The sequence below is a fragment of the Streptomyces sp. NPDC097640 genome, assembly GCF_040302705.1.
In the GTDB taxonomy this organism is placed as follows: domain Bacteria; phylum Actinomycetota; class Actinomycetes; order Streptomycetales; family Streptomycetaceae; genus Streptomyces.
Window position 1 is genome coordinate 1 of record NZ_JBEOSB010000049.1, and the last position, 7,441, is coordinate 7,441.

General features: G+C 69.5%; 7 protein-coding genes. 5 read left to right on the forward strand and 2 right to left on the reverse strand.

Annotated elements, in window-relative coordinates; all coding sequences use genetic code 11:
• Window positions 1-167: 167 nt before the first annotated feature.
• Window positions 168-2,411, reverse strand: coding sequence for an MMPL family transporter (locus ABTY62_RS45345; RefSeq protein WP_352135252.1), 2,244 nt, complete (start codon window positions 2,409-2,411; stop codon window positions 168-170).
• Window positions 2,412-2,680: 269 nt separating this feature from the next.
• On the opposite strand from ABTY62_RS45345, the gene ABTY62_RS45350 reads away from it, so the two are divergent.
• Window positions 2,681-3,643 carry an ATP-binding cassette domain-containing protein gene (locus tag ABTY62_RS45350; protein ID WP_352135253.1) on the forward strand — a complete coding sequence of 321 codons (963 nt, stop codon included), beginning with the start codon at window positions 2,681-2,683 and terminating at the stop codon, window positions 3,641-3,643.
• Complete coding sequence (locus tag ABTY62_RS45355) at window positions 3,640-4,500, forward strand: ABC transporter permease (protein ID WP_352135254.1); 861 nt, start codon at window positions 3,640-3,642, stop codon at window positions 4,498-4,500. The genes ABTY62_RS45350 and ABTY62_RS45355 overlap by 4 nt, the downstream gene beginning before the upstream one ends.
• Before the next feature lie 17 nt (window positions 4,501-4,517).
• Here the strand turns inward: ABTY62_RS45355 and ABTY62_RS45360 are convergent, their stop codons facing one another.
• Entirely contained in the window at window positions 4,518-5,537 is a 1,020-nt protein-coding gene (locus ABTY62_RS45360) for a LuxR C-terminal-related transcriptional regulator (protein ID WP_352135255.1), read from the reverse strand.
• A gap of 165 nt (window positions 5,538-5,702) precedes the next feature.
• Between ABTY62_RS45360 and ABTY62_RS45365 the strand changes: the two genes are divergently transcribed.
• From ABTY62_RS45365 to sbnA, 3 genes are all read left to right on the forward strand, one after another.
• Window positions 5,703-5,966 (forward strand): hypothetical protein, encoded by a 264-nt coding sequence (locus tag ABTY62_RS45365; RefSeq protein WP_311730748.1) that lies wholly within the window; start codon window positions 5,703-5,705, stop codon window positions 5,964-5,966.
• A 185-nt stretch (window positions 5,967-6,151) separates the two neighbouring features.
• Complete coding sequence (locus tag ABTY62_RS45370) at window positions 6,152-6,403, forward strand: hypothetical protein (protein ID WP_352135256.1); 252 nt, start codon at window positions 6,152-6,154, stop codon at window positions 6,401-6,403.
• Between the two features lie 38 nt (window positions 6,404-6,441).
• Window positions 6,442-7,440 (forward strand): 2,3-diaminopropionate biosynthesis protein SbnA, encoded by a 999-nt coding sequence (sbnA, locus tag ABTY62_RS45375; protein WP_352135257.1) that lies wholly within the window; start codon window positions 6,442-6,444, stop codon window positions 7,438-7,440.
• Window position 7,441: the final 1 nt, after the last annotated feature.

Below are 7,441 nucleotides of genomic sequence, written 5' to 3' on the forward strand. Positions count from 1 at the left end.
GGGGGGGGGGGGGGGGGCGCGGGGGGGGGGGGGGGGGGGCCCGGCGCGCGCGCCGCCGCCGCGCCCCCCCCCCCCCCCCCAGCATGCCGCCGGCCCCGCCCGCTGTCATTACTTCAGTACGTTTCCTCGTGCCGAATGTGTCGATGTCGCTTTCACCCAGGTGTCGATCAGTGTGTCACCGGCACACCCTGCTGGGTCTCCCGCGCCACCACATGGCTCGGGCCGCCGTGGTCCGCCTCGGCGGGGCGGGACTTGCGGAGGAAGCCGGGGGCGGCCCAGTTCGCCCGGCCCAGCAGGGCCATCACGGAGGGCAGCAGGATCGCCCGGACGACCGTGGCGTCGAGCAGGACGGCCACCGCCAGGCCCACGCCCAGCTGCTTGAAGTCCTGCATGGCCAGGGTGCCGAAGACCGCGAACACGGCGACCATGATCAGACCGGCGCTGGTGACCACCCCGGCCGTGGAGCGGATGCCGTGGGCGATGGCGTCCCGGGTGCTCGCCCCCTGGTCGTAGGCCTCGCGGATCCGGGAGACCACGAACACGTGGTAGTCCATGGAGAGCCCGAAGAGGACCACGAACACGAACAGCGGCATCCAGGACTCCAGGGCGCCCGGGGCCTCGGTGCCGACCAGGGAGGCGCCCCAGCCGTGCTGGAAGACGGCGGTCATCACACCGTAGGCGGCGCCCACCGACAGCAGGTTGAGCACGATCGAGGTCAGCGCGATGACCGGGGACCGGAAGGACACCAGCATCAGCAGGAAGGTCACGCCCATCACGAAGGCGAAGACCGGGACGATGCTGCTCTTGAGCTGGTCGTTGTAGTCCTCGGAGAAGGCCAGGTCGCCGCGGACGAGGGTGGTGGTGCCCGCGACCTTGCCGAGGGTGTCGGGGATCAGCGTGCCGCGCAGTTCCGCAAGGGCCTTCTTGGAGGTCTTGTCGGTGCCGTTGCCGATCAGCGGGACGCTGATCTCGGCGATGTTCTCCTTGGCGTGGACGGTCACGTCGATCTGCTCGCCGGTCTGTCCGGAGGCGAGCGCCTGCTTCTTGAAGTCGGCGATGGCCTGGGTGACCTTCGGGGAGTCGATGTCGTCTGACGTGACCACCACGTCCGCGGGGGCGGGCGCTCCGGGGAACTCCCTTCCGATCTGTGTCGAGACGGACACCATCGGGTTGTCGGCGGGCAGCAGCTTGTCGGTGCCCAGCTTCTCGGTCTTCATGCCCAGGGCCGGCGCGGCCAGGGCGAGCAGCAGCGCGGCGCCCAGGAGAGCGAAGACTCCAGGCCGGGCGAGCACGCCGCGCAGCAGGGCGTTGGTGCGGCGGCCGCCGACGGCCGCGGCGGCCTCGGCGCGGGCCTGGCGGCGGCGGGCGATGAAGGGGATGCGCCCCTTCTCGACCCGGTCGCCGAGCATGGCCATCATGGCGGGCAGTACGGTCATGGAGCCGATGACCGCGATCAGGACCACCTCGATGGTGGCGAAGGCGAAGCCCTTGAACACGGTCAGCCCGGACAGGAACATGCCGGCCATGGCGACCACCACGGTGATGCCGGAGATCAGCACCGAGTGTCCCGAGGTGGCGGCGGCGATGTGCAGGGCGGTGTCCTTGTCCCGCCCGGCGGCCCGCTCCTCGCGCTCCCGGCGCAGATAGAACAGGCAGTAGTCAACGCCGACGGCCAGGCCCATGAGGAACATCACGGAGCTGGTCATGCCGTCCACCGGCACCACCTGGCTGGTCAGGGCCAGCAGGCCCATGGCGCCGACGCAGGCGGTGGCGGCGAGCAGCACCGGCAGCACGGCGGCCACGAAGGCGCCGAAGACGACGAGCAGGATGCCGAGGGCGACCGGGAGGGCGGTCATCTCGGCCCGCGCGAAGTCCTCGCCGAGGCTGTCGTTGATGCCCTTGAGGCCGGTGGCGGCGCCGTACTGGCCGAGCGTCACCGAGTCCTGGGCCTGGTCGGTCTTCTTGACGGCGTCGATGACGGGCTGGATGCGGTCGGCCGCGGTGTCCGGGTCGCCCTTGACGTCGTACTGGATGAGCGCGGAGTGCTTGTCCTGCGAGACCACCCGCGTGGTGTTGGGGTCGCGCAGGTTCTCGACCAGCCCGGTCGCCTTGATGGCGTTGACCGTGGCGGTCACCGCGCCCTGGAACTCGGCGTCCTCGGCGATGAGTTGGTCGCTGTGGACCAGCACCAGTTCGGCGGCGGGCGGGGCGAGGCCGGCGTCCTGGAGGATGCGCTCGGCCCGGCCCGAGTCCCCCGTTCCGTAATCGGCGTTGGTCAGGGTCTTCTGTCCCACGGCGCCGCCCACGACGGTGACCAGGACCACCAGGATCAGCCAGCCGAAGACGGCCGTCTTCCGGTGGCGGGCGCTCCAGTCACCGAGCGCGGCGGCGAAATTTCGATGACGTGCCATTACCTCTCCTGCGGTCAGCGGCGTTTGCCCCGTAGCCGCGGAGGCTGTGGGGGATTACCCAAAACGCTAGGCGCTGATCAGAGGCCATGGCGGGCATGGAGCTTGCAGCAAGCTGCGCTTGCAGAGTACTGCCACCACGATCCGGGCATATCGGGCACCAGGTATGCGATTCCGCTGCTACATTTCCCCAGCAGTTGAACACCCGAACTCCCAGGCTTCGAAGGGAATTCGGATTTCCATCGAAAGGGAAAGCTGGGAGAGGGGGATTCGTGGATATCGCCATCGCGGCAGAGAATCTTGGAAAGCGCTACGGAAATCACCAGGCGCTCGCGGGAGTGGATCTCGAAGTGCGGGCCGGAACCGTGCTCGGGCTGCTCGGGCACAACGGCGCGGGCAAGACCACCACCGTCCGGTTACTGGCCACGCTGCTGGAACCGGACTCCGGCAGCGCCCGGGTCGCGGGCTTCGACGTCGTACGCGAACAGCGCGAGGTGCGCCGCAGGATCGGCCTGGCGGGCCAGTACGCGGCCGTGGACGAGCTGCTCACCGGCCGGGAGAACCTGGTCCTGCTGGGCACGCTGCTGCGGCTGGGCCGCAAGCGGGCCCGGCAGCGGGCGGACGAACTGCTGACGGCGTTCGAGCTGACCGGGGCCGCGGAGCGTCCGGTGCGCACCTACTCCGGTGGGATGCGCCGCCGGCTGGACCTGGCGGCCTGTTTGATCTCCTCGCCGAGCGTGCTGTTCCTCGACGAGCCGACGACCGGGCTCGACCCGGCCAGCCGGATGGTGCTGTGGCAGATGGTGCGCGAGCAGGTCGCCCAGGGGGTGACCGTGCTGCTGACCACGCAGTACCTGGAGGAGGCCGACTTCCTGGCCGACCGGATCATGGTCTTCGCCGCGGGCCGCACCCTGGCCGAGGGCACCCCGGACGAGCTCAAGCAGAAGGTCGGCGAGGAGTGGCTGGAGGTGGCCGTGGCCACCGCCGGGGACCTGCCCGCGGCGCTGTCCGCGCTGGGGCCGGTGGCCGTCGCCAGCCCCACCGTGGACGAGGCGGGCCACCGGATCTCCGTCCAGCTGACGGACCGGATGGGCGCCATCGCGGCCGCCGCGACGGCGCTTGAGGCCAGCGGGGCCGAGGTCGTCGACTTCGCCCTGCGCCGCCCCTCGCTCGACGACGTGTTCTTCCACCTCACCGGGGAACACACCACAACCACCGCGGAGGACGGGTCATGAGCGGCGTGACGGGGGCGGCCGGGCTCGGCGCCGGAGCGGCCGGGGCAGCCGGGACGGGCGTTCTGGCGGCCGTCGGGGATGTGCTGGCGCTGACCGGACGGCATCTGAGGCATCTGCGCAGAACGCCCGAGAAGCTGATCGCGGTGGCCCTGACGCCGGTGGCCATGGTGGTGATCCTGGGCTATCTGTTCGCCAGCGTCGTGACAATCAAGAACAGCGGAGGGATCGAATACCACGACTACGTGATGGCCGGGGTGTTCGCCCAGATCGGGCTCACCTGCATCGGGATCACCGCGCTCGGGGTGGCCTCGGACCTGGGCAAGGGGCTGATCGACCGGTTCCGTTCGCTGCCGATGGCGCGCTCCTCGGTGCTGGTCGGCCACACCACGGCCGATCTCGTGCCGGTGGCCATCAGCATGGTCGCGGTGGGGTCGGTCGGGCTGCTGGTCGGCTGGCGCACCGACGCCGGCCCGCTGTCCGTCGCGGGCGGCTTCGCGCTGCTGCTGGCCTTCGCGTACGCGATGCTGTGGCTGGGCGCGCTGCTGGGGATGGTGCTCCGCAACATGGAGGCCATCAACGGCATTTCGGCGCTGGCCCTGGTCATCCTGTCGTTCATGTCCAACTCCTTCATGCCGCTGTCCGGGCTGCCCGGCTGGCTGCGCACGGTGGTGGAGTGGAACCCGGTCAGCACGGTGTCCGAGGCCTGCCGGGTGCTGTGGGGCAACGCGCCCGCGTCAACGGGCGGCAGCCTGCCGATGCAGCATCCGGTGCTGGTCTCGGTCATCACGGTGGGCGCGCTGATCGCCGTCCTGATCCCAATAGCCCTGCGGACCTTCCGCACCGCGGCCGTGCGCTGACCATGGGCGCCCGCCGGTCACTCCGGTTCCGAGGACCCGTCCGCGCTGCCCTGGAGCCAGCCGCGCTCGCCGGCGATCACACCGGCCTGGAAGCGGCTGCGGGCGCCGAGCTGGGTCATCAGCTCCGCGGTGATCCGGCGGGCGGTCCGCACCGAGATGCCCATCTTGCGGGCCACCACCTCGTCGGTGTGGCCCTGGGCCAGCAGGCTCAGCACGGCGCGGGCCTGGCTGGTGAGCCCGGTGTCCTCGTCGCGCCGGCGCGTGGAGCCGAACGGCGGGGCCTCTTCCCAGATGTGTTCGAACAGCGCGCACAGGGCGGAGACCAGCCCGGTGCCGCGCAGCAGCAGCGCCCCGACGGCGGTGTCGTCGGGGTTGCTGGGCACGACGGCCGCCTGCCGGTCGAAGATGACCATGCGCAGCGGCAGCGAGGGGACCACCCGGACCCGGCAGCCGAGGCCGGTCAGCCAGTCCAGATAGGACACGGTCTGGGGGTGGTTGACCACGCTCTCCAGATACACGCAGCGCATGCGCACGCCGCGCTCCAGGAGTGCCTGGTCGATCGGCCTGCTGGCCTGCCGGGACTCGGCCGACTGTCCCCCGCCGGTGGTGAATTCCATGATTTCGGAGGTGCAGTCATGGGCCAGCTCCTCGAGCCGGACCCGGACCATGTCGATGCCGCTCAGCTCCTCGACGTCCACCCGGCGCTTGTTCTGGACGCCGTCGACGTATTCAGCGACGATCTTGCTGATGGCGAGCCGACCGGAGATGATCTCCTGCTGCCGCTGGGTCAGTTCGACCTCCTGGCGCGCCAGCAGAGACACCAGGCTGATCTCCGGATTGATCAATAAGAGCCCGCCGGGCCGCTGGTCGGACTGGCGCACCAGGGAGAGCCCGGCCAGTTCGTCCAGGGCGCTCCTGACCTGCTCCTCAGCCCAGCCGAGATGTCCGGCCAGGTCCGATACGCCGAGTTCGGGCCGGCCCAGCATCGCTCGGTACACGCTCTCGGCCGCGGAACTGACACCGAGGATCTCCAGCACGTGTGTACTCCCTCGTCCCCGCGCGCCCCCCGCGCGTGATCGAAACCCACCCCTACGTCCCGATCATTCTCCTGCATGTTACGGCACGAACGGGGTGTGACCGCGCGGTAGTTGATTAATTCACCTGTCCTTCGGCAGCCCGGCATCGAACCATGAGAGGTGGCCATGTACATCGTCATGGGACGCATGCTGCGCGGCCGGACGATCGTGGACGCAGGGCAGCTGCGAGCCCTGGTGTATGCCGCCGCCGAGCCGGACGACGGTCTCGAGCACGTGTATGCCGAGACCGATCTGGAGGGCGCCGGCACCGTCCTCTTTCTCTGTGCCGCTTCCGCTGAACGAGCTGAGGCCACCGCCGTCCGTATCGTGGACCGCTTGCTTGCCCAGGATGAGCTCCGGGGCTGGGAGTGGGAAGGCCGTCGAGGCTAAGTCTAGGGGAAACCCAAATACCCCCTGGCATTCTCCGGCCACCGCAGGACCCTGACAGCGTAAACACATGACACCGGGTCTACAGCGGGACAGACTCGTAACACCGGACGAGAATTCGAATCCATTCTGGAATTCTCGATTCCAATACCTGAGACCAACCAATCCCCAGAGAAAAGGGAATACTCATGCCCGCCGCCAATAACTCCTCCGCTCGCCTGAACGCCTTCATCTCGCTCGCTTTCGGAGCCGTCATTCTCGCCACCGCCCAGACCGCTCCGGGCGTCGGCTGGGACAGAGTCCTCGCCTCACCGGAGGTCGGCTGGGATCTGGTCGGGGCGCACCGCCCCGACATGGGCTGGGACAGCGCGCCGGCGAACGGGCCGGGCGGCGGCCGGGACCGCAAACCGGCCGACAAGTCCGACGTGGGCTGGGACTGAGCAGCGGGACGGATTACGGCGAGCAGGGGGAAGGCCTCGTGCCCATCATCACGACGCCGCAGGAGTTCAACGAAGAAGACCTCTTCGTGGACCTGCGGGAGATGTTCGGTCATCCGCTCTACCTGAAGTGCGAGGGGTTCAACTTCGCCGGCTCGGTGAAGCTCAAGGCCGCCGCGTCCATGATCGAAGCCGCGGAGCGCGGCGGGCTCCTGGGCCCCGAATCGATCCTGGTCGAGTCCTCTTCGGGAAACCTCGGTATGGCGCTCAGCGTGATCGCCGCGGCCAAGGGCTACCGGTTCATCTGCGTGGTGGACTCACGGACCAACCTGTCGACCCGGCAGGTCATCGAATCGCTCGGCAGCGAGGTGCACGTCATCACGGAGCCCTCCGCCACCGGCGGTTTTCTCGGGGCTCGCCTCGATTTCGTACGCGGGCTGTGCACCACGGATCCGCGGTACGTCTGGCTGAACCAGCACGCCAACCAGAACAACTGGAAGGCGCACTACCGCACCACCGCGCCCGCGATCGAAAAGCAGTTTCCCGACCTGGACGTGCTGTTCGTGGGGGCGGGCACCACGGGCACCCTCATGGGCTGCGCGCGCTACTTCAAGGAGCAGCCGAACTCCCCCGTCACCATCGTCGGCATCGACAGCGTCGGCTCGGTCACCTTCGGCGCCCCGGCCGGCCCCCGCATGATCCCGGGCCTGGGCGCCGGAGTGCGGCCCGCCCTGTTCGACCCGCGGTACGTCGACGACATGGTGCTGGTCCCCGAGATCGACACCGTCCGCACCTGTCGCACCCTGGCCCGCGGCGGCTTTCTGTTCGGCGGCTCCACCGGCACCGTCGTCAACGGCGCCGTGAAGTGGCTGGCCGAACACCGCCCGGGCCAGGACGTCACCGCCGTGGCCATCTCGCCGGACCTCGGCGACCGCTACCTGGACACCATCTACCGGCCCACCTGGGTCCAGGACGTCTACGGGCCGGCCGCACTGGAGCCGGCCCCCCGTCCGGGCGCCGTCACATCAGGAGTGCACTGAC